This is a genomic window from Micromonospora sp. WMMC264 (genome assembly GCF_027497275.1).
GTDB classification, from domain to species: Bacteria; Actinomycetota; Actinomycetes; order Mycobacteriales; family Micromonosporaceae; genus Micromonospora; species Micromonospora chalcea.
The window spans coordinates 6,007,162-6,028,313 of sequence record NZ_CP114907.1 but is presented as its reverse complement, the minus strand read 5'-3'; the positions used below and the strand labels follow the sequence as shown (position 1 = coordinate 6,028,313).

Here is a 21,152-nt window from a genome sequence, read left to right as displayed (position 1 = left end):
TCCCGCCGGGAGCGCGACGAGCGACACACCGCCACCCCGGCGTCCGCGCCGGGCCGCGCCGACTGTCGTCTTCCAGCCGCCGACGGCGGCCGACGCCACAGCGCCGGCACCGCGACCACGCCCGGCCGCCGAGCCTTCGACAAACGATCCGGGTACGCCTGCCGCCGCGCAGCCCGACCCCGTGCCCGCGGAGGCCGAAGCGAGTACGCCTTCCCCCGAGCCGGCCGCGCGATCACGCCGTCCGGCCGAGGAGTCGGTGCCGACCGAGCCGCCGAGCGAGGACGAGACGCCGAAGCGGACCCGCCGTGCGCCCGTCGCGAAGAAGGCCGCCTCGAAGAAGGCCGCTCCCCCGGTCAAGAAGGCCGCTCCCGCCGTCAAGAAGGCAACCCGGACCGCCAAGAGCGCCAAGACCCCCACGACCACGGAGGCCTCGACGGCGGCCACGGACGCCACCGCCGTCACGGCGACCACTCCGGCACCGGAGACACCCGCGTCAGCGGTCGACGCCGCCGAGCCCGCAGCCGCAGCCGGCGATCAAGACTTGGCCGTCGATCAACCCGCAGTCGACGAGAGTCGCAAGACCGAACCGCCCGCCCTGGACTCGTCGATAGAAACGCAGCCGCACGACAAGACCGAGAACCTGCCGGCCACCGTCGACGGCCGGCACGCTGCGCGTACCCAGGAAAAGGGCTGGCGGGCGGTGGGGCCGCAGCTGCGCGACCACCCCGGGTTCGCGCCGGAGCTGCTGGCGCTGGCGGCGGTGGACGCGCTCGGGCCGCGCGCCCGGGACTGGGTGGCGCAGGTCCGGCGGGCCTACCCGGAGGCGGACGCCGACGGGGTGGCCCGGCTGGCGACGCGGCGGTTCGTCCGGATGGCCGGTACGGGTGGGGCGCTGGCGGCCGGCGCCGGGATGTTCGCGCCGGTCGCGGAGCTGGCAGCGGTGCTGTGGACGCAGGCGAACCTGGTGCTGCACCTGGCCGCCGCGTACGGGCGGGATCCGGCGCATCCGGATCGGGCGGCCGAGCTGCTGGTGCTGACGTTGGTGCACCCGGACGAGGGCACCGCCCGGGCGGCGCTGGCGGCGGCTCGCGCGGCCGACGAGCCGGCGGACGGGCCGTGGGGGCGGGTGGCGGAGGCGGCGTGGCGGCTGGCGACGCCGGTGGCGGCGCAGGCGGGCGGGTGGCTCGGGCTGCGGCTGGCCGCCCGGCGCCTGCCGGGTGCGGCGGCGTTGGCGGCGGCGATCGGCGGTACGGCGACGGCCGAGCGGGTGGCCGCGCGGGCGGTCGCCCGGTACCGGCCCGGCCGTATCTGATCGACGCGTGTTCGGCGAGGTGGCGGGGTCCGTCGGGCCGCGACACCGCCACCTCGCCGACCCGGCGACCATGCCGAGCCCGGCGAAGCCATCAGGCCGGCAGCCGGGATCAGAGCCAGTCGAACCAGGACTTGGGCAGCATCGCGTACCCGACGAACGCGAAGATGTCGAGCAGCGTGTGCGCGACGATCAGCGGGGCGACCCGGCGGGTGCGCAGGTAGAACAGCCCGAAGATCACGCCCATGACGGCGTTGCCGACGAACGCGCCGAAGCCCTGGTAGAGGTGGTAGGAGCCGCGCAGCAGGGCGCTCGTGGCGAGCACCGCGCCGATGCGCCAGTTGAGCTGCCGCAGCCGGGTGATGAGGTAGCCGACCACGATCACCTCCTCCAGCACGGCGTTCTGCACGGCGGCGAGGATCAGCACCGGCACCGTCCACCAGAGGTCGGGCAGCGCGGCCGGGACCAGGGTGGCGTTGAGGCCGAGCTGCGCCGCCGCCCAGAACAGCGCCAGCCCGGGCAGGCCGATGAGCGCGGTCAGGCCCGCGCCCCGGGCCAGGTCCGAGCCGGGCCGCCGGAAGTCGACGCCGAGCGTCCGTGCCGGGTCGCCGGGGTCGCGCGCCAGCAGGTGTACGGCGAGCAGCACCGGCAGCAGCGCGAAGACGATCCCGAGCAGCTGGTACGTCAGGTCGAGGTAGGGCCGGGCCGACGCTGAGGTGTTCAGCGCGGCGGTCTGCTTGGACAGCCCACCGGTAGCGGTGAGCTTCGCGATCAGCGACACCAGCGCGTACACGGCCGACTGGCCGAGGGACAGACCGAGCACGAGCAGCGTCTCGGTGCCCAGCATCCGGCGGGAGACCGGGCGGGCCAGCTCGTCAACCGTCACCGGACCATGAAATCACTTCGGCGTCCCGACCCGGCGATCGCACAGTCTGTGCGACCGACGTACACGCTCCGTGGAGATTCTATGGCTGCCGATCCGCCCGTACGGAGAAGGAGCGTGCCCCTGTGGAGAACTTCGCGCGGCTGCTGAAGGAGAGCTGGGCCCTGGTCGAGGAGGACCGGGAGCGGCTCAGCGGTCACTTCTACGCCCGGCTGTTCCTCCTCGACCCGGAGCTGCGCAAGCTCTTCCCGGTGCAGATGAACGGGCAGGGCGACCGGATCCTGGAGGCGATCGTCACCGCCACCCAGACCGTGGGCGACCCGGAGAGCTTCGACGAGTACCTGCGGGCGCTGGGCCGGGACCACCGGAAGTACCACGTGACGGCCGAGCACTACGCGACCATGGGTGTCGCGCTGCTGGACGCGCTGCGCAGCACCGCCGGGGACGGCTGGAACCTGGAGTACGACCAGGCGTGGCGGGAGGCGTACGCGAGCATCAGCGCGCGGATGCTGGCCGGCGCGGAGGCCGACGGCAACCCGCCGTACTGGCACGCCGAAGTGCTCACCCACGAGCGGCACGGCCCGGACACGGCGGTGCTGACCGTACGCGCGCTCCAGCACCCGCTGCCCTGGCAGGCGGGGCAGTACGTCAGCGTGGAGGTGCCCCGCTACCACCCGCGGGTGTGGCGGACGTACTCGGTGGCGAACGCGCCGAACGAGGAGAACGTGCTGGAGTTCCACGTGCGGACGCCGCCCGGCGCGGCCGGCTGGGTGTCCGGGGCGCTGGTGCGCCGCACCAAGCCGGGTGACCTGCTGCGGGTGGCCGCGCCGATGGGCTCGATGACGCTTGATCCGGAGTCCACCCGGGACGTCCTCTGCGTGGCCGGCGGGGTCGGGCTGGCGCCGATCAAGGCGCTGGTGGAGGAGCTGACCCGGGTCAACCGCACCCGCTGGGTGCACGTCTTCTACGGCGCGCGCCGCCCGGACGAGCTGTACGGGCTGGCCGGCCTGGAGGACCTGGTCGCGACCCACCCGTGGTTGTCGGTGACGCCGTCGTGCAGCGAGGACCCGGACTTCGGCGGCGAACTCGGTGACGTGTCCGAGGTGGTCACCCGGTACGGGCCGTGGACCACGCACGACTGTTACGTCTCCGGCTCGGCCGCGATGGTCCGGGCCACCCTGCGGGCGCTCGCCGCCGACGACGTCCCGCCGGACCACATCCGGTACGACACGTTCGGCAACCTCTGAACCTTGCTCCCCCCGAGCCGGGTCGCGTGCCCCCGCCCCCTGGGGCACGCGACCCGGCCCCCCGTTTCAGTAGCGCCAGGGGGTGCCGGTCTCGCGGTACTCCTCCACCGGCACGAGCGGCACGCCGGGCGCCATCCGGTCGACGTAGAGCCGCCCGTCCAGGTGGTCGATCTCGTGCGCGACCAGCCGCGCCATCGCGTACTCGAACGAGGTGATCACCCGGCTGCCGTCCCAGAGCGCGTGTTCCACGTCGATCCGCAGCGGCCGGGGCACCAGGCCGCGGTGGTCGAAGAAGGAGAGGCACCCCTCGTACTGCTCGTCGGTCTCGGCGGCGGTGTCCACGACGCGCGGGTTGAGCAGCACCACCGGTTCGGCCGCGCGGTCGGCGGGCCGGACCAGCGCGGCGGACCAGCCGATGCCGAGCTGGGGCGCGGCGAGGCCGACGCCCTTGCTGAACGGGTGCAGCTCGTCCAGCCGGGCCAGCATCGCGGCGAGCCGGTCGATGACCTGCCGGGCGTGCCGTTCCTCGGCCGGCAGGTCGAACTGGCGGGCCGGCTGCCGCAGCAGGTCGTCGCCGCGCTGCACGATGCCCACGGCACGCATCCGGTCGCTGGCCCGAACCCGGGCGCCGCCGGTGGGCGCGCTGTCCGGCTCGGCGTCCGCCTGCGGGCTGCGGAATCGCCACTGCATCCGGTAGCGGGCGTTGAGCGGCGGGTCGTCGGTCCCCCAGTCGAAGATCACCCGGTCGCCGTCGGAGGCACGCTGGATCGGCGTACGCAGCGGTCCTTCCTCGGCCGACAGCGAGGTCTCCGCACCCCACACCTTGGGGTCGAGGTCCGCGGGCAGGTCGAGCCGCACCGCCAGGTGCCGGGTGGGCAGGCGTACGGCCCGCTGGAACCAGGGGCCCCACTTGTCCTGGCCGACGCGGTACGCGTACTCGATGGTGACCCGGTCGCCCGGGTAGAGCGGGAAGCGTCCCTCGTCGTTCTCGAAGAGCAGCCAGATCTCCTTGAACGCGTCCCGGTCGTGCTTGGCCCGCCAGTGCATCGGCTCGCGTCCGTTGCCGTCGTCCCGGTACGCGGTGAGTTGCAGCTCGGCGAAGGTGAGCGGGTGTTCCCGGTGGTGCCGGTTGGAGCGGCCCGGGTCGTTCGGGTAGCGGTCGACGGCGACCCGGACCAGGTAGCGGGTGACCGGTTCGGTGCCCGCGTTGTACAGCTCCCGCCGGATCGCGCAGTGGTAGCCGTCGCCGATGTGGGTGAGCGTGGCCACCTCGCGCTCGACCACGAGGCCGGTGCCGGGCGGCAGCCACTGCCCGGGGACCGGCGGGTCGCGGTGCGCTCCGCCGGCGCGGCCGTGCCGCAGCTCGTCGTACTCCCGGAAGCGCTGCCAGATCGCGCCGCTGGCCTCCAGGACGGCCTCGGCGCGGCGGGCGAAGTCCTCGGTGGGCCGGTGCCGGCGCCCTTCGACGTGGCTGACGTAGGACGGGTCGAAGCCCATCAGCGTCGCCAACTGCTTCTTGGACAGCCCTCGGCCGGTCCGGTGCCGGGCAAGTTCCGCCGCGAACGAGTCCGCGGCACGCTCGATCGGTGAGGTCGTCATCAGCTTCCTCGTGGCGGGAAGCCCATTTTCACGTTGGGTGGCCGAACGTGTACGGAAACTGCCTCATATTCGACATACACCTTGACATCTGAACGGAGCGCATCGATCCTTACACCGTGCGTCGCCGTTTCCGGCGGCGTTTTTCGTCTTCCGGGCCGGGTAGTACGCGACCGGCGCCGGAGTGACCGGGACCTCCCCGCGACACCGCGACGTCACTTCCCCTCCCGCCAAGGGAGTGGTTAGGCTAGCCTTAGCTTCGGTCGACGGCACGCGCCGGCCGACAGGGCGACCAGACAGGGGACGGCCAGGTGACTGCGGTGATGCCGGGGCGCGACGCCGCCACCCCGTTCGCCCCGGTGACCGCGACCCTGCGCGCCATGTTCGGCACCGACGACCTGCCCGGGCTCGCGCCCGGCCTGCTGGTCCGCGACGAGCTGGACCGCTGGTCCCCGGCCGCCCGGCTGATCGACGGCACGCTGCTTCCCGAGTTCCTGACCCGCGCCGGCCGCCGCTGGGGCGGCACCCCGCACGCCTGTGCCGCGCTCGCGTGGAAGTCCTACAGCTACTGGACGGCGCTCCCAGCGGTGCTCGGCTGGGCGTCGGCCCGGCGGGTGCCGCTGCTCGACGCGGCCGACGTCCTCGTGCACTTCGAGGACCACCACCAGCAGCTCACGCTGGGGCTGCGCGCGTCCACCCCGGTGGCGGTGCTGCCCGGTGACCCGCTGGCGCTGGCCGGCGCGCCGGGTGTGGTCGTGGTGCCGGACGAGGCCGCGCTGCTCGGCGCGCTGCGCGCGTCCCTGCTCGACGCGCACTTCGCCCCGCTGATCGCCGCCATCCAGGGCGAGGTGCGGATCGGCACCCGTACGCTGCTCGGCTCGGTGGCCTCCGGCATCGCGCACGGCATCCTGCGCGCGGCGGACGCGCTGCCCGGCTCGTCCGTGGCGACCGTCGGCGCGCTGCTCGGCGCGCTCGACCTGAACGACCTGGTCGAACTGGTGCCCGGCCCGGCCGGCGAGCCGACAGTGCAGCGGCGCACCTGCTGCCTGGCGTTCACGCTGCCCCGGCCCAAGGTGTGCCAGGGCTGCTGCGTCCGCCAGGGCTGACCGCTCAGTCGGCCAGCGGCCGGACGTCCCACAACCACACCCCGCCGGTACGGGTGGGCGTGATCCCGCTCAGCTCCGTCATCGCCCGGCGCAGCGCGTCGGCCTGCGGCAGCCGGGGGTCGAGGATCACCGCGCCGGCCCGCCAGTAGCGCAGGTCGTCGACGGCGGCCACCCGGTCCTGCGGCGTGATCGGCGGAACCGCGTCGGTGCGCCGTACCGTCTCGAAGAACGTGCTGGTGGGACGCGGCGGCGCGGTGAACAGCGCGATCCGGTCCCCGCCGGGGCGGGTGTCCGGATAGAGGAAGTAGCCGCGGGCCAGCGGCATGTCCAGCCGGGTCTCGGCGGACCAGCGCAGCGGAACCGCGTACGTGGTGTCGGGCAGCGGCAGCGTGACGATGCTGCGTCCGTCGGCGACGTAGGGGCGCCAGGCGCCGGAGGTGACGAACGCCGGGGTCGGTTCGAGGCGCTTGGCCGGCAGCGGGGTGGGCAGGATCGGCAGCAGCGCCATCGCGAGCACGGTGACGGTGGCGAACCGGATCTGCCCGCGTGCGTCCGGATGCCGGGCGGCCAGCCGGCGGACCCGCTCGGCGCCGAGCGCGAGCAGCACGCCGATGATCGGAGTGAGCGCGAGCGACCAGCGGGTGGGCACCACCGAGTGCAGGACCGGCAGGTTCTCCAGCGCGGCCCACGGGCCGGGGATGCCGGTGTCGCGTCCGTCGTAGCGGATCTCCCGGCCGAGCGAGAAGAGCGCGAACACGAGGCCGACCGCGGCCAGGCCGAGCACCACCGCGTTGCGGCGCATCCACCAGACCAGCGCGGCCACCAGGATCACCAGCGGCCAGCCGAAGAACGCGTTCTCCTCGGTGGCGTTCTTGACCAGCGGCTCACTGCCCCGGGCGTCACCGGCCACCGACTCCCGGGACCAGGCGACGTACGCGGCGAGGTCGGTGGAGTAGCCCCGGATCAGCGTGGAGAGCCCGCTGTACGCGCCGGGACCGAAGAACTGGACCCAGAGCGGGTACGCGAGCAGCGCCCCGGCGACCACCGCGGCCACGGCGAGTCCGGCGGCGAACGGGCGGGCCGCCGAGCGCAGCGCGGGACGGCCGAGTACGAGCGCCAGCACCACCACGCCGAGGCCGATGGCGGTCATCAGCAGGATCTCCAGGTTGAGGAACGCCTGCCAGACGATCACCAGGGCGAGCAGTACGCCGTTGCGCAGCCACCGGCCGGGCTCGGCCAGGCGCAGCGTCCGCCAGATGATCAGCGGCACCACGAACTGGCTGACGATGTTGGGGTGCGAGTTGGCGTGCGAGATCATCGCCGGCGCGAACGCGCAGAAGGCGGCACCCAGCCAGGCCGGACCGCGAGACCGCACGACAACTCGGGAGAGAAGGAAATACCAGGACACGCCGGTGGCGGCGAGCCCGAGGGTGAGGAAAATCAGGAATGACCAGCGCGGACCCGCCCAGAGCGTGACCGGGGTCAGCGGTAATGAAACAGATAATACGGACGTATTGGCCATGAGATTGACGACATCCGGCACATTCATCCGGTCCGAGGTGAACGGATAGGCGAAATCGGTGACGACGCGCGCACCATGCGCCATCATCCATTCGAATTGCGCCTGATCTGTCCGATTGTCCCGGACCCCGTTGCGGGGGTCCACCCACAACCGGGCGGTGACCCAGAGCGCGAGCAGCACGAAGCTGAGCACGGCGAGCACATCGATCCGCCTGCCGTGCCCCGTTTTCGCCGGGTCCGCCGCTGATTCCGGAGTAGTCATGACATTTCAGAGCGTAGTCAGGGTATGACCGGCAGGTGCAATGTTCCGCAGACTCACGTACTATGTGCCGAGTTCGCCGACCGCCGATCAGGCACCCCTCCGCATCACAATTCGGCCCCCCTCCGTCCCCCGATTTCCCCCTCAGCCATCCAGATGGTTGACTCTGACGGTCCAGGCGCGGGTCAGTCATATCGTGAGGAATCGACGCATGGCAGAAATCACTGGGGACCAGCGCGTCCAGTCCGAGGTGCTCGAAGGCCTCGCGACCGCTGTCAACCACCGGCAGTGGTTCGTCGAGCTGGCGGTGCCCTACCTCGGTGACAACCCGATCGAAATCGGCAGCGGCCTGGGCGACTACGCCTCCGCGTGGGCCGAGCAGGTGCCCCGGATCACCGCCACCGAGGCGGACCCGGACCGGCTGGTCCAGCTCAAGGAGCGGCTGGCCGACCACCCGGGCGTCGAGGTCCGGCAGATGCTGCTCCCGCACCACGAGCGTGGCGACTACAGCGCGGCCGTCTCGTACAACGTGCTGGAGCACATCGACGACCACGTGGGCGCGCTGCGCAGCATGCGCGACCTGGTCCGCCCCGGCGGCGCGGTGGTCATCATCGTGCCGGCGTTCCAGTTCGCCATGAGCCCCGCCGACATCGCCACCGGCCACGTCCGCCGCTACACCAAGAAGACGCTCGCCGCGGCCATGACCGAGGCCGGCCTCACCGTGGAGCGGATCCACTACGCCAACGCGCTCGGCCTGATCGGCTACTTCATGGCCACCAAGGTCTTCCGGCTGATGCCGAAGGAGGGGCCGATGGTGAAGGTGTACGACACGCTCGTGCTCCCCGTCACCAAGGCCGCCGAGCAGCGCGTCCGCCCGCCGTTCGGCCAGTCCGTCTTCGCGGTCGCCCGCGTGTAAGGAAGGGCCCCTTGTTAACAGACGTCTGTTAACAAGGGGCCCTTCCTTACACCTCACTCCTTGATCTGGTACGTCGGGCGGATGACCGCCCGGGCCAGGGTGTGGAACGCCAGGTTGAAGCCGACGAAGGCCGGGCTCGCCCCGGCGGGAATGTCGAGGCGGTCCACGTCCACGGCGTGCACCGCGAACACGTACCGGTGCGGGCGGTCCCCGGCGGGCGGCGCGGCGCCGCCGTAGCCGGTGTCGCCGTAGTCGTTGCGGACGCTGAACGCGCCGCCCAGGTCGCCCTCGTCAACGCCGCTGGGCAGCTCGGTGACGGACGCGGGCACGTTCACCAGCACCCAGTGCCAGAAGCCGCTGCCGGTCGGGGCGTCCGGGTCGAAGCACGTGACCACGAAGCTCTTGGTCTCGGCCGGGAAGCCCGACCAGGACAGCTGCGGGGAGACGTTCTCGCCGCCGGTGCTGCCGTGCGCGTACCGCGCGTCCATCGGCTCGCCGTTGTGCACGTCCTCGCTCGTCAGGTCGAACGACGGCACCGTCGGCAACAGCTCGTACGGGTCCGGGGCGATCGGTCGTTCCAGGGTCATCGAAACGGTCCTTCCGGGTACGCGAATGTCCTGCGCCCCTTCATACCCCGTTGTCCGGGCCGCCGTGCTGTCGGCGCACCATCTCGTTGATCCAGACCGGCGCGTACGGCGACGTGCAGCCCGGCGGCGTGGGGTAGTCCTTGAGCACCCCGAGCCGCTCGCCGATGCCGATCGCGCGTTCCCGGTACGCCGGATGTTCGATCCCGATCTGCGCGAGGCAGTGGTTCATCGCCCACTGGAGGCGCTCCGGCGCGCCGGCCATCTCCGCCTCGATCACGTCGAGCAGACCGGCCAGGTCCAGCCCGTCCGGGTTCCGCGCCACCCGCTCGGTGGTCAGCGCCCAGCCGGCGCTCGCCACCACCGGATCGGGATCGGCCGACCAGGCCAGGCGCAGCGGCTCCGCGTGCGGGCTCTTCCTCACCACGTAGTTGACGAGCCAGTCGTGCACCTTCGGCGTACGCGCCTCGCGCAGCATCGCGTCCAGCTCGTCCCGCCCGTACGCCTTCGGTCGGCAGATCAGCAGCGCCAGCAGCCGCGCGGCGCTGTCGCCGGTCGCCCACAGCTCCCGCGCGAGGTCCTGCTGCGTCTTCAGCCGCTTCGCGACCGCCCGCAGCTTGCCCAGATTGACCCCGTGGTCGTCGCCGTGCCGCTCGTTGACCGCGCGGATCTTCGGATCGTCGAGCGCGGCCAGCTCGGCCGTCACCTCGGCCACCGTCGTCGTCTCCGCCACCAGGCCCTCCCGCCTATCCGTGTCCCGCAGCCTACGGCCGCGCCCGGCGCTCCCGCTGTTCCGCCGCCCCGCCGGTCAGCGTCGTCCCGTCTCATCGCGTTCCCCCGATTCCGGCAACTCGCGCGGTATCAGGCACATCCGGTGCGGCCGAGACTCGCCGTGGGGGTCGCCGAAGAAGAGAGCAGTCATAAGCCGCAGAGGCGATGGTTACTTCCGGGGCGACACGCCCATGTGTCCGCACGCGCGGCAGCCCGAGGCGAGGCGGGGTGGGAGTTGGCGGAGGGTGTGGGATTCGAACCCACGAAGACATCGCTGCCTTACCGGTTTTCAAGACCAGCGCCATCGGCCACTAGGCGAACCCTCCCGGCACGCCCCCGAGGGGTGCGCGACCGGGACCCAGTCTGCCACGAACCCCGTACCGGGCAAGCCGCCGTCCCACCTCCGTTGCGAGAATGTGTGCGTGTGGGAGAGTCCGGCAGTGGTGCTGATCAGCGGAATCATGGCCGCAGGCAAGTCCACAGTGGCCGAAGGGCTGGCCCGGCGGCTGCCCCGCTCGGTGCACCTGCGCGGCGACGTGTTCCGCCGCGTGATCGTCAACGGGCGCGCCGACATGACCGCCGAGCCGAGCGACGAGGCGCTGCGGCAGCTCCGGCTGCGCTACGACCTGGCCGCCTCGACCGCCGACCGGTACGCCGCGGCGGGCTTCACCGTCGTACTCCAGGATGTGGTCCTCGGCGCGGACCTGCCGGCCATGGTCGGCCGGATCCGGCACCGGCCGCTCGCCGTGGTGGTGCTCGCGCCCCGCGCCGAGGTGGTCGCGGCCCGCGAGCGGGACCGGCCCAAGACGGGGTACGGGGACTGGCCGGTGGCGGACCTGGACGCCGGGTTCCGGGCCGACACGCCCCGGATCGGGCTCTGGCTGGACACGTCCGACCAGACGCCGGACGAGACGGTGGCCGAGATCCTCGCCCGCGCGTGGACCGACGGGCAGATCGGGTAAGACTGAGTCATGCGCGCGATCACGATCACGGAACCCGGCGGACCCGAGGCGCTCGTCTGGACCCACGTGCCGGACCCGGAGCCCGGCCCCGGCGAGGTGGTCGTGGAGGTGCGGGCCAGCGCGGTGAACCGGGCCGACCTGTTGCAGCGGCAGGGGCACTACCCGCCGCCGCCGGGCGCGTCCGCGTACCCCGGTCTGGAATGTTCGGGGACGGTGCGGGCGCTCGGTCCCGGCGTGACCGGCTGGTCGGTGGGTCAGGAGGTCTGCGCGCTGCTCGCCGGCGGCGGCTACGCCGAGCAGGTCGCGGTGCCGGCCGGGCAGTTGCTGCCGGTGCCGGCCGGGGTGGAGCTGGTCGACGCGGCGGCGCTGCCGGAGGTGGCCTGCACGGTCTGGTCGAACGTGGTGGACCTGGCCCGGCTGGCCGAGGGTGACACGCTGCTGGTGCACGGCGGCGGCAGCGGGATCGGCACGTTCGCGATCCAGCTCGGCGTGGCGCTCGGCGCGACAGTGGTGGTGACCGCCCGCTCGGCGAAGCACGACCGGCTGCGGGAGCTGGGCGCCGCGCACACGATCGACTACCGGGAGCAGGACTTCGTGGACGAGGTACGCCGGGTGACCGACGGCCGGGGCGCGGACGTGATCCTGGACATCATGGGCGCGTCCTACCTGCCCCGGAACGTGGCGGCGCTGGCCACCGGCGGGCGGCTCGTGGTGATCGGCATGCAGGGCGGCCGCAAGGGCGAACTCGACCTGGGGATGCTGCTGGCGAAGCGGGCGGCGGTGCACGCGACAGCGCTGCGGTCCCGTCCGGACGAGCAGAAGGCGGCGATCGTCCGGGGCGTACGCGATCAGGTGTGGCCGCTGGTGGAGGCGGGCCGGGTCCGGCCGGTGGTGCACGCCCGGGTGGACATGGCCGACGCCGCCGCCGCGCACCGCCTGGTCGAGACCAACGACCACCTGGGCAAGGTGCTGCTGGTCCGGTGACGGTCAGCCCTGGCCGGGGCGCGGGAGCATGAGACGCGGGCCGGGGCCCTCGTCGGCGAGCGAGTCGCCGGGGTTGTAGAGCGTGCAGCGCTGCAACGACAGGCAGCCGCAGCCGATGCAGCCGTCCAGGTCGTCGCGGAGCTTGCCGAGCAGCCGGATCCGCTCGTCCAGCCGGTCCCGCCAGGCGCGGGACAGCGCGGCCCAGTCGTCGGGCGTGGGGGTACGCCCCGACGGCAGCGAGTCGAGCGCCGCGCGGATCTCCTCCAGCGAGACACCTACCTGCTGGGAGATCCGGATGAACGCGACCCGGCGCAGCTCGGTGCGGGCGTAGCGGCGCTGGTTCCCGCCGGTGCGGGCGGCGTGGATCAGGCCGAGCCGCTCGTAGTAGCGCAGCGCCGAGGGGGCGACGCCACTGCGGTCGGCGAGCTGTCCGATGGTCAGTGTTGCTTCGTGCATCACACGGCCTTGAGTTGAAGTTCGCTTCAAGTCCGAGGCTATCGGTATGACGACGACCACCGCCACCGAGCTGGGCGCGCTGCTGGACCGGGTGCGCGCCGGCCGCGAGTTCGGCGCCAACGTGTACTCGACGCTGGACGTGCTCCAGGTGCTCTACGACCGGGTGCTCCGGATCACCCCGGCCACCGTGGACGACCCGGACCGGGACCGCTTCCTGCTCTCCAAGGGGCACGCGGTCGCCGGCTACTACGCGCTGCTCGCCGCCCGCGGCTTCGTACCGCCCGATTGGCTGGACGACCAGGGCGGCCCGGCCAGCCGCCTCGGCGACCACCCGGACCGCACGCTCGTGCCGGGCGTCGAGATCGGTTCCGGTTCGCTCGGCCACGGCCTCGGGCTGGGCGTGGGCACCGCGCTCGGGCTGCGGGCCCAGGGCCGCACCGACCCTCGGGTGTACGTGCTGCTCGGCGACGCCGAACTGGACGAGGGCTCCAACCACGAGGCGATCGCGTACGCGGGCGCGACCGGGCTGGGCAACCTGACCGCGATCGTGCTGGACAACCGCTCGGCCACGTACGGCTGGCCGGGTGGCGCGGCGAGCCGGTTCACGGTGAACGGGTGGAGCGCCGCCACCGTCGACGGGCGCGACCACGACGCCCTGCACGCCGCCCTCACCGGACACGACGATCACCGGCCGCACGTCGTCGTCGCGGTCGTCACGGACGGAGAGTGAGCATGAGCAGCACCATGCGGGACGCGTTCGTCACCAGCACCGAGGAGGTGCTCGCCGATCCGCGTACGACAGTCGTGCTCGCCGACATCTCCGCCGCCGCGTTCGAGCCGGCCGCCGCCCGGTACCCCGACCGGGTGATCAACGTCGGAATCCGGGAGCAGTTGATGGTCGGGGTCGCGGGTGGGCTGGCGCTGACCGGGCAGCGGCCGATCGTGCACAGCTACGCCCCGTTCCTGGTCGAGCGGGCGTACGAGCAGATCAAGCTGGACCTCGACCACCAGGGCGTCGGCGCGGTGCTCGTCGGCATCGGCGGCTCGTACGACCGGGCGGAGGCGGGACGCACCCACCTCGGTCCGGCCGACGTGGCGCTGATCGACACGCTCCACGGCTGGACCGTGCACGTGCCGGGGCACCCGGACGAGGTCCGGCCGCTGCTGCGCGACGTCGTGTGCGGGCAGGACTCGGCGTACCTGCGGTTGTCGATCCGGGCCAACGCGCGGGCGTACCCGGAGGCGGGTGACCTGCGGGTGGTGCGCGACGCCGGGCCGGGCGCGGCGCTGCTGGTGGCGGTCGGGCCGGTGCTGGACGCGGCGCTGGCCGCGACCGCCGACCGGGCGGTGACCGTGGCCTACACCCACCGGCCGCGCCCGTTCGACACGGCCGGGCTGCGGGCGCTGGCCGGAACCGAGGTGATGGTGGTCGAGCCGTACCTGGCGGGCACCTCGGCGCGGGTGGTGTCGGAGGCGCTGGCCGACCGGCCGCACCGGCTGCTGTCGCTGGGGGTGGGCCGCGAGGACCTGCGCCGCTACGGCAGCGCCGAGGACCACGAACGCTGGCACGGCCTGGACGCCGCCGGGCTGCGCCGCTCGGTGGACACGTTCCTCGGCTGAGCGCCCCGGACACGACGCAACCCCGCGACCTCGGCTCGTGCCGGGATCGCGGGGTTGCGGCGGTGCGGGCTCAGTGCGCGGCGGCGGGAGTGGCCGGGCGGCGGCGGGCGCGCTCGCGGGCCAGGATCCAAATCGCCTCGACGCCGTCCTTCCAGGTGATCTTCTTGCCCTCCTCGCGGCCCCGCGCGCGGTAGCTGATCGGCACCTCGTAGGGGCGAATGCGCTGGCGGAGCAGCTTGCCGGTGACCTCCGCCTCCATGCCGAAGCCCCGGGAGCGGACCTGCAGCGAGCGGTACAGCTCCAGCGGCATCAGCTTGAAGCAGGTCTCCAGGTCGCCGATGTAGGAGTTGTAGAGCACGTTCGCGGCGAGCGTGACGCCCTTGTTGCCCATCACGTACCAGAAGCTGTACGAGCTGTGGCTGCCGAAGGTCCGATTGCCGTAGACGACTGTCGCCCGACCGTCGAGCACCGGCTCCAGCAGACGCGGGATGTCCTGCGGGTCGTACTCGAGGTCGGCGTCGAGGATGACCATGTACTCGCCCTCGGCGCTGTCGACGGCGGTCTTGATGGCCGCGCCCTTGCCGGCGTTGCGCTGGTGGGTGATCACCCGGAGGCGCGCGTCGTCGACCCGGCCCAGAATCTCGCCGGTGCCGTCCCGGCTGCCGTCGTCCACGACGACAAGCTCGATCTCGCACGGGTAGTCGACCGCCAATGCCTGCTTGAGGGCATCCGCGATACGTTCTTCCTCGTTGTAGACCGGCATGAGGATCGAGAGCTTCACGGATTCTCCACGGAGGCGATGTCGGGTCGGGGCATAGCGTAGCCTGGCACATTGCTTCCGTCACGACAGCCCAGGCACCTATTCCTGGCGAATCGGAACCACCACGAGCCGGGCCACGTTCCCGCCGCCGTCCTTCGCTCCGGCCACCGCGACAGTCGTGCCGATCTTGATGTCGTTCGATCGGATCGCGGTCCGGCGCTCGACCACCCGCAGTTTGTCGCCGAACGTCCAGGTCGCTGTGAAACCGTCGGTGGATTTCACGGTCATCGACCGTTCGTCGATCGCGGTCACCTCGCCGCGCTGGACCGCCACCGTCCTGGTGCCGCCGTCCCTGGTCCGCACCACCGCCTCGCCGTGCAGCGTGTTGCGCCGCAGCAGCACCCGGGCCCGGTGGCGCTTGTTCCCCTCCGCCCGCTCGCCCTTGCCGTCCGGCCCGGCCTGCGGCGTACCGGTGGACGCCGGTGCGGCTACCGGTTCGACGTCCAGGTCACCGGCGTCGAGGCCGAGCGCGGCGAGCGCCTGGCCCTCCACGCCCAGGGCGGCGCTCACCTCGACCGCCCGGTCGGGTTCCGCGCCGGGCCGGCTCGCGCCGCACCCGGCGAGTCCGAGCGCGGCGGCGGCGAGCAGCGCGGTGGCGCCGGTGACGATTCGCTGACGTGCCATCTGTGGTCCTTTCCTCGCGGTGACGACCCCGAGCGTTCCGCACCGACACGAGGGAACGGTCAAGCCGATGTTCGAGCCCGGTAAGGATCCGGGGGCACCACGACGGTGAAGGCGGCCCCGCCCTCCGGGGCGTGCCCGGCGGTGATGTCGCCGCCGAGCCGGCGGACCAGCCCGGCGGCCAGCGCCAGGCCCAGACCGCTGCCCACCTTGCGCACCCCCCGGTACCGCTGGTGCAGCGCGCCCCGCTCGAACGCCACGTCCAGGTCGTCGTCGGTGAGGCCGGGTCCGCCGTCCCGGACCTCCAGCGTCCCACCGCCCGCCGGACCGGCGGCCCGGACCGCGAGCACCACCGGCGCCCCCGGCGGTACGACCCGCAGCGCGTTCTCCAGCAGCCCGTCCACCACCTGCCGGATCCGGCCCGGATCGGTGTACGCCGGCACCGGCGCGTCCGGCGTCTCCAGCCGGAACGGCACCCCGAGCGCCGCGCACCGGCCGGACCAGGCGCGCTCCGCGTCGGCGGCGAGCCGGGTCAGGTCGACCGGCACCGGTTCCAGCGGGAAGTCGACCGCCTCCAACCGGGCCAGCGCCAGCAGGTCGCGGACCAGCCGGTCCAGGTGTTCGGCCTCGGCGAGCACGGTCCGGCCGGTCTCCGGCACCCCGTCGGCCTCGATCACCCCGTCGGCCAGCGCCTCGGCGTAGCCACGGATCGCGGTCAGCGGGGTCCGCAACTCGTGCGAGACGGAGAGCAGGAACTCGCGCTGCCGACCCTCGCTCGTGGCCAGCGCGGCGGCGAGGCCGTTGAGCGCGTACGCCAGGTCGGCCACCTCGTCGGGCGGCTCGACCGGCACCCGGACCGTCCGGTCCCCGGCCCGGAGCCGCGCGGCGGCGGTGGCGGCGGTACGGATCGGCCGGGCCAGCCGGCGGGCGAGCAGCAGTCCGGCGGCCGCCCCGGCGGCGAGTCCGGCGAGCAGCGGCAGCCAGAGGCCGCGCAGCACCTGCCGCCAGGGCGCGGCGCTGCGGGCGCGGGTCAGCACCACCCCGTCCCCGCCGGGCAGCGCCCGCGCCTCGACCAGCCGGCGTTCCCCGTCGACGAGCCGCCGGCCGGAGACGTTGTCGCCGCCGGCCACCCGTGTCACGAGCGGTCGGGGCAGGCCCGGCCGGTCGGCCTGCCCGTCCCGGATCAGGTACACCTCGATCCGCTGCTGACCCAGTTGGCGGATGAGCCGGTCCCCGGCGCCGTCGCGCTGGCGTACCGCCCGCACCCGGAGCACGTCGGCGGCGAGCCGGGCCTGGGCGGCCAGCGCCTCCTGGTCCCGGCGCTCCGCGCCGCGTACCGCCAGGGGCACCGCCACCAGCGCGGTGACGAGCACCGACACGAGCGCCACCGCGCAGGTGGCCACTACCGCGCGGGCGGTGAGCGTCCGCCCGGGGCGGCGCGGCATCGGTCCGGGCGGCTGCTCAGGCATCGGCGGCGTACCCGACGCCCCGGTGGGTGCGGATCACGCTGTCCGGGCCGAGTTTGGCCCGGACCTGCGCCACGTGCACGTCGACGGTCCGGGTGCCGGCGTGCGCCGCGTACCCCCACACGCCGGCCAGCAGTTCCTCCCTGGTGAACACCCGGCCCGGACGGGCCATCAGGTGCGCGAGCAGGTCGAACTCGGTGGAGGTGAGCTGCACCGGCGTACCGGCGGCGGTCACCGTGCGGCGGGCCGGGTCGAGCGTGACGGCGCCGAGCGTGCGGGGCTGCTCGGCGGACACGCCGGACGTGCGGCGCAGCACCGCCCGCAGCCGGGCGAGCAGCTCGCGCGGGCTGAACGGCTTGGTGACGTAGTCGTCGGCGCCCAGTTCCAGCCCGACGACGCGGTCCACCTCGTCGTCGCGGGCGGTGAGGAAGATGACCGGCGTCCAGTCGCCGGCCGCGCGCAGCCGACGGCAGATCTCGGTGCCGGCCAGGCCGGGCAGCGCGATGTCGAGCACGCAGGCCACCGGGCGCAGCCGCCGCGCGGCGGCCAGCCCGGCCTCGCCGTCACGTTCCAGGTGTACGCCGAACCCGTCCCGGGTCAGGTAGAGCCGGACCAGGTCGGCGATGGCGGGCTCGTCCTCCACCACGAGGACGAGCCCGGGCGGGGCGGCGGTGGTCACCGGCCCATGATGACCGACGGTCGACCGCCCGGCCGGTCAGGAAATGTTCGGATCCGGTAAGGAAGGCGTCAGCGGGCCGGCGCCGGCCGGAGCACTGTGGGCCGGGCGCTCGCCGGCGGCTCGCCGATCGTGGCGACGACCCGCTCGGCCGGAGCCCGCAGCCGGGTACGGAAGGCGTGGTTGAGCAGCGTGTCGAGCTGCCACACCTGCTTCGGGTGGTGGGTACGGATGACGAAACGCTCCCGCGCCCCGTCGATGGCGGTCGCTGCCAGCTCCACACTGTGCGCACGGGGGTCGGGGCTCCACGTCACGTTGCTCAGCTCGCGCAGCTCCGTGTTGAGGTGCAGGCGCAGCCGGTGCAGCACCCGGGTCTGCCGGGTGACCACCAGGCGGCGGTGGGTGAGCAGCATCAGGTAGTCGCCGCCGACCGGGTCGTCCGGGCGGCTGCACCGGGTGACCAGGATGGTGGCGTCGCCGGAGCCGACGCACCGGCGGAACACCGGCATGTGCCGGGTGACGGTCTGGGTCGCCAGGCCGGTCTCGGCGGCGGCCGGAAGGAACGTTCGCGAGAACACGTCCATGCCCGGTCCAACGACGCGATGACCAGGGGTGATATGGGTCACGCCCGATTTCTGGAACTTCCACACGTGCAAGTCGCACCTGAGGTGCGACACCGGCGGCCGGTCGGCTCAGAGCAACTCGACGATGGTGGCGTTGGCCATGCCGCCGCCTTCGCACATGGTCTGCAGGCCGTAGCGGATGCCGTTGTCCCGCATGTGCTGGAGCATCGTGGTCATGATCCGCGCGCCGGACCCGCCGAGCGGGTGACCGAGCGCGATCGCCCCGCCCCGGGGGTTGAGCCGCTCCGGGTCCGCCTCGGTCTCGGCCAGCCAGGCCAGCGGCACCGGGGCGAACGCCTCGTTCACCTCGTACACGCCGATCTCCTCGATGCCCAGCCCCGCGCGGCGCAGCGCCTTCGCGGTGGCCGGGATGGGCGCGGTGAGCATGGTGACCGGGTCGTCGGCGGCGACCACTGCGGTGTGCACCCGGGCCAGCGGGCGCAGGCCGTGCCGGCTGGCCCACTCGGCGGTGGTGACCGCGAGCGCGGCGGCGCCGTCGGAGATCTGCGACGCGGACCCGGCGGTGACCACGCCGTCGGCGCGGAACGGGGTGGCCAGCTCGCCCAGCTTGGCCAGCGAGGTGTCACGGCGGATGCCCTCGTCGGCGGAGAACTTGCCGCCGTCGGCGAGCGCCACCGGCGCCAGCTCGGCCTCGAACGCGCCCGCGTCCTGCGCGGCTGCCGCCTTCTCGTGGCTGGCCAGCGCGAACTCGTCCAGCTGGGTACGCGAGAAGCGCCACCGCTGGGCGATCAGCTCGGCCCCGACGCCCTGGTTGAACGGCAGCGGAGAATCCGCCGCGACGCCGTCGACACCCCGGTAGCGCTCCAGGATCGCCGCGCTGAACGGCATCCCGCCGGCGACGCTGGACCCCATCGGCACCCGGGTCATCGACTCGACGCCACCGGCCACCACCAGGTCGGCCTGGCCGGAGAGAACAGTGGCGGCGGCGAAGTGCAGCGCCTGCTGGCTCGACCCGCACTGACGGTCGAGCGTGGTGCCCGGGACCGACTCCGGCCAGCCGGCGGCCAGCACCGCGTTGCGGGCCACGTTCCAGGACTGCTCGCCGACCTGCGACACACAGCCCCAGATCACGTCGTCGACCAGACCGGGGTCGATGCCGGTGCGCTCGGCGAGCGCACGCAGCACGTGCGCCGAGAGGTCGACCGGGTGCACTCCGGCGAGGCTGCCCTTGCGCCGCCCGACCGGGGTCCGTACCGCGCCGACGATGACCGCGTCACTCATGTCTACTCCCGGGTAACCTCGCTTGCCCCGATAGTACGTGCTGACCGGACCGGCCGTCCTCCCCCGGCGTGCGGACGGCACGGCTGGCATGCTGGTCGGATGGATCCACAGTCGCCACCGGTCCGGCAGTGGCGGGTGCCCCGGGAGGCGCCGGTGCTCAAGGCGCTCGGCGCGCTCGCGCTGCTGGCCCTGGGGCTGCTCTTCGCCGGCGGTGACCCGGTCCGCCCGGGGCTGGCCGGGCTGGCGGCGGCCGGCCTGCTCCTCTGGGCGCTGCGCGACCTGGTCGCGCCGGTCCGCCTCGCCGTCGACAGGGATGGGCTGACGGTGCTGCGGGGGTTCGCCGGACGACGCCGGCTGCCGTGGGACGCGGTGGAGGCGATCCGCCTGGAGCGGCGCGCCCGGCGCGGAATCACCGCCGAGACGCTGGAGATCGACGCCGGGGAGTCGCTGCACCTGTTCGGCCGCCGCGACCTGGACGCGCCGCTGGACGAGGTGGCGGCGGCGCTGGACGAGGCCCGCCCCGCCGCGGGCTGAGGCTCAGCCGAGCAGGGCGGCGGTACGGACCAGGGTCAGGCCGATCATCGCGACCAGCACGATCGCGCAGCCCGCCACCTGGAATGCGGTCCGGCGTGACCGGGGGGCGTACGCCAGGATCAGCGACACCACCGCGCCGGCTGCCAGACCGCCGAGGTGCCCGGCCACCGAGATGCTCGGCACGGTGAACGTGAAGATCAGGTTGATCACCAGGATCGGGACGATCGCCGAGGTGTCCCGGCCGAGCCGCCGCATGATCACGAAGATCGCGGCGAAGAGGCCGAAGACGGCGGTCGAGGCACCGGCCGTGAAGCGGTTCGGCTCGGTGAACACGTACGCCGCGACGTTGCCGCCCAGCCCGGCGAGCAGGTAGAGCGCCAGGAAGCGCAGAGGCCCGAGCACCGCCTCCAGCGTCCGGCCGAGCACCCAGAGCGCCCACATGTTCAGCAGCAGGTGCAGCACGCCGTAGTGCAGGAACATGGCGGTGACCAGCCGGTACCACTCGCCGTCGGCCACCCCGCCGATGTGCCCGTCGGGGAAGCGCGCCAGCCCGAGCACCGAACCCCATTCGGTGAGCGGGGTCCCGCTGCCCATCAGGCCGCCCAGGCCACCGCCGGCCACCGCGTTGCCGCTGCGGGCCGAGGCGATGGAGACCAGCATCATCAGCACGTTCAGCGCGATCAGCGCCTTCGTGACATTGCCCTGGCGGCCGGCGGCACCGCCACCGAAGGCGGTACGCGCCGGCCGCACGCTGCGGCGTCCCTCGGCGACACACTCCGGGCACTGGTGGCCGACGGAGGCGTCCCGCATGCACTCGGTGCAGATCGGCCGGTCGCATCGAGAGCAGCGGATGTACGTCTCCCGGCCGGGGTGCCGGTAGCAGACCGGAGTGGTCGGCACCGGGTCCCCGGTGGTGTCGCCGGGCTGGCCGGAGCGCTCAGTCATGCGAGCAAAGG

General features: G+C 73.3%; 22 protein-coding genes and 1 tRNA gene. 9 read left to right on the top strand and 14 right to left on the bottom strand.

Annotated features, from left to right (window positions below; all coding sequences use genetic code 11):
- Positions 1-256: 256 nt before the first annotated feature.
- Positions 257-1,312 carry a hypothetical protein gene (locus tag O7542_RS26860; RefSeq protein ID WP_281605375.1) on the top strand — a complete coding sequence of 352 codons (1,056 nt, stop codon included), beginning with the start codon at positions 257-259 and terminating at the stop codon, positions 1,310-1,312.
- A gap of 109 nt (positions 1,313-1,421) precedes the next feature.
- Here the strand turns inward: O7542_RS26860 and O7542_RS26855 are convergent, their stop codons facing one another.
- Positions 1,422-2,195 carry a CPBP family intramembrane glutamic endopeptidase gene (locus tag O7542_RS26855; protein ID WP_030499361.1) on the bottom strand — a complete coding sequence of 258 codons (774 nt, stop codon included), beginning with the start codon at positions 2,193-2,195 and terminating at the stop codon, positions 1,422-1,424.
- Between the two features lie 122 nt (positions 2,196-2,317).
- Between O7542_RS26855 and O7542_RS26850 the strand changes: the two genes are divergently transcribed.
- Positions 2,318-3,439 (top strand): globin domain-containing protein, encoded by a 1,122-nt coding sequence (locus O7542_RS26850; RefSeq protein WP_043327787.1) that lies wholly within the window; start codon positions 2,318-2,320, stop codon positions 3,437-3,439.
- A 66-nt stretch (positions 3,440-3,505) separates the two neighbouring features.
- Here the strand turns inward: O7542_RS26850 and O7542_RS26845 are convergent, their stop codons facing one another.
- Entirely contained in the window at positions 3,506-5,038 is a 1,533-nt protein-coding gene (locus tag O7542_RS26845) for a peptide deformylase (RefSeq protein ID WP_064448840.1), read from the bottom strand.
- A gap of 320 nt (positions 5,039-5,358) precedes the next feature.
- On the opposite strand from O7542_RS26845, the gene O7542_RS26840 reads away from it, so the two are divergent.
- Positions 5,359-6,141: a hypothetical protein gene (locus tag O7542_RS26840; protein WP_281606509.1), complete on the top strand. Its 783-nt coding sequence runs from the start codon at positions 5,359-5,361 to the stop codon at positions 6,139-6,141.
- Positions 6,142-6,145: 4 nt separating this feature from the next.
- On the opposite strand, the gene O7542_RS26835 is transcribed toward O7542_RS26840, so the two are convergent.
- Entirely contained in the window at positions 6,146-7,924 is a 1,779-nt protein-coding gene (locus tag O7542_RS26835) for a hypothetical protein (RefSeq protein ID WP_281605374.1), read from the bottom strand.
- Positions 7,925-8,132: 208 nt separating this feature from the next.
- Here O7542_RS26835 and O7542_RS26830 point away from each other — a divergent pair, with 208 nt between their 5' ends.
- Entirely contained in the window at positions 8,133-8,837 is a 705-nt protein-coding gene (locus O7542_RS26830; protein ID WP_043327784.1) for a class I SAM-dependent methyltransferase, read from the top strand.
- Positions 8,838-8,890: 53 nt separating this feature from the next.
- On the opposite strand, the gene O7542_RS26825 is transcribed toward O7542_RS26830, so the two are convergent.
- The 3 genes from O7542_RS26825 to O7542_RS26815 form a co-directional block, all read right to left on the bottom strand.
- A complete protein-coding gene (locus O7542_RS26825; protein WP_064448841.1) occupies positions 8,891-9,424 on the bottom strand; it encodes a YbhB/YbcL family Raf kinase inhibitor-like protein in 534 nt (177 codons plus the stop codon).
- 40 nt (positions 9,425-9,464) lie between these two features.
- Complete coding sequence (locus O7542_RS26820; RefSeq protein ID WP_043327782.1) at positions 9,465-10,154, bottom strand: DNA alkylation repair protein; 690 nt, start codon at positions 10,152-10,154, stop codon at positions 9,465-9,467.
- A 274-nt stretch (positions 10,155-10,428) separates the two neighbouring features.
- Positions 10,429-10,518: transfer RNA gene (locus O7542_RS26815), tRNA-Ser, on the bottom strand.
- Positions 10,519-10,614: 96 nt separating this feature from the next.
- Here O7542_RS26815 and O7542_RS26810 point away from each other — a divergent pair.
- A complete protein-coding gene (locus tag O7542_RS26810; RefSeq protein WP_043327781.1) occupies positions 10,615-11,154 on the top strand; it encodes an AAA family ATPase in 540 nt (179 codons plus the stop codon).
- A gap of 9 nt (positions 11,155-11,163) precedes the next feature.
- Positions 11,164-12,138 (top strand): NAD(P)H-quinone oxidoreductase, encoded by a 975-nt coding sequence (locus O7542_RS26805; RefSeq protein WP_043327780.1) that lies wholly within the window; start codon positions 11,164-11,166, stop codon positions 12,136-12,138.
- Between the two features lie 3 nt (positions 12,139-12,141).
- Here the strand turns inward: O7542_RS26805 and soxR are convergent, their stop codons facing one another.
- A complete protein-coding gene (gene soxR, locus O7542_RS26800; protein ID WP_030499370.1) occupies positions 12,142-12,594 on the bottom strand; it encodes a redox-sensitive transcriptional activator SoxR in 453 nt (150 codons plus the stop codon).
- Positions 12,595-12,640: 46 nt separating this feature from the next.
- Between soxR and O7542_RS26795 the strand changes: the two genes are divergently transcribed.
- A complete protein-coding gene (locus O7542_RS26795) occupies positions 12,641-13,324 on the top strand; it encodes a transketolase (RefSeq protein WP_043327779.1) in 684 nt (227 codons plus the stop codon).
- A 14-nt stretch (positions 13,325-13,338) separates the two neighbouring features.
- On the top strand, positions 13,339-14,214 hold the full coding sequence (locus O7542_RS26790) for a transketolase (RefSeq protein ID WP_043330831.1): 876 nt from the start codon (positions 13,339-13,341) through the stop codon (positions 14,212-14,214).
- Between the two features lie 70 nt (positions 14,215-14,284).
- Here the strand turns inward: O7542_RS26790 and O7542_RS26785 are convergent, their stop codons facing one another.
- From O7542_RS26785 to O7542_RS26760, 6 genes are all read right to left on the bottom strand, one after another.
- Positions 14,285-14,995 carry a glycosyltransferase family 2 protein gene (locus tag O7542_RS26785; RefSeq protein ID WP_043327778.1) on the bottom strand — a complete coding sequence of 237 codons (711 nt, stop codon included), beginning with the start codon at positions 14,993-14,995 and terminating at the stop codon, positions 14,285-14,287.
- Positions 14,996-15,073: 78 nt separating this feature from the next.
- On the bottom strand, positions 15,074-15,658 hold the full coding sequence (locus tag O7542_RS26780) for a hypothetical protein (protein WP_209963714.1): 585 nt from the start codon (positions 15,656-15,658) through the stop codon (positions 15,074-15,076).
- A 59-nt stretch (positions 15,659-15,717) separates the two neighbouring features.
- On the bottom strand, positions 15,718-17,124 hold the full coding sequence (locus O7542_RS26775; protein WP_064448116.1) for a HAMP domain-containing sensor histidine kinase: 1,407 nt from the start codon (positions 17,122-17,124) through the stop codon (positions 15,718-15,720).
- Entirely contained in the window at positions 17,117-17,800 is a 684-nt protein-coding gene (locus tag O7542_RS26770; RefSeq protein ID WP_064448115.1) for a response regulator transcription factor, read from the bottom strand. Before O7542_RS26770 ends, O7542_RS26775 begins: the two co-directional genes overlap by 8 nt.
- Positions 17,801-17,868: 68 nt before the next feature.
- Positions 17,869-18,381 carry a hypothetical protein gene (locus O7542_RS26765; RefSeq protein ID WP_064448114.1) on the bottom strand — a complete coding sequence of 171 codons (513 nt, stop codon included), beginning with the start codon at positions 18,379-18,381 and terminating at the stop codon, positions 17,869-17,871.
- A gap of 108 nt (positions 18,382-18,489) precedes the next feature.
- A complete protein-coding gene (locus O7542_RS26760; RefSeq protein WP_113974523.1) occupies positions 18,490-19,662 on the bottom strand; it encodes an acetyl-CoA C-acyltransferase in 1,173 nt (390 codons plus the stop codon).
- 99 nt (positions 19,663-19,761) lie between these two features.
- Here O7542_RS26760 and O7542_RS26755 point away from each other — a divergent pair, with 99 nt between their 5' ends.
- Complete coding sequence (locus tag O7542_RS26755; RefSeq protein ID WP_210869376.1) at positions 19,762-20,196, top strand: PH domain-containing protein; 435 nt, start codon at positions 19,762-19,764, stop codon at positions 20,194-20,196.
- Positions 20,197-20,199: 3 nt separating this feature from the next.
- On the opposite strand, the gene O7542_RS26750 is transcribed toward O7542_RS26755, so the two are convergent.
- The gene (locus O7542_RS26750; RefSeq protein WP_064448112.1) at positions 20,200-21,141 is read right to left on the bottom strand and encodes a rhomboid family intramembrane serine protease; all 942 of its coding nucleotides are present in this window, start codon (positions 21,139-21,141) and stop codon (positions 20,200-20,202) included.
- Positions 21,142-21,152 lie beyond the last annotated feature (11 nt).